General features: G+C 69.0%; 1 pseudogene. It reads right to left on the bottom strand.

Annotation, left to right across the window (positions count from 1 at the left end):
• Positions 1–245, bottom strand: a pseudogene (locus tag G154_RS26970) (HNH endonuclease); the annotation flags it as partial.

Below are 245 nucleotides of genomic sequence, written 5' to 3'. Positions count from 1 at the left end.
GAAACAGCAGGTCATCGCGGTCATGCGGACGTAGGCGGCCAGTTTCGCCGACGGGCGGTAGCGGGATTCGGAGCCCAGGTCTGTTGCGCTACTCAGGGGCCGGACTGTCGCGCCGCCTGCGATCAAGTCGGCGAGTAGGTGGGCCGGAATAATCGCGCCGTCCAGGGTGATCCCGGCACTCAGGCCGGGTCGAGCGCTGGCGGCTGGTGCAGCGGGTGCTGCGGGTTCGGACTCGGGATCGGTGC

This window comes from Mycobacterium sp. VKM Ac-1816D (assembly GCF_000416385.1).
Classification (GTDB): domain Bacteria; phylum Actinomycetota; class Actinomycetes; order Mycobacteriales; family Mycobacteriaceae; genus Mycobacterium; species Mycobacterium neoaurum_A.
The sequence above is the reverse complement of the archived record's forward strand: the minus strand, read 5'-3'. Positions and strand labels throughout refer to the sequence as shown.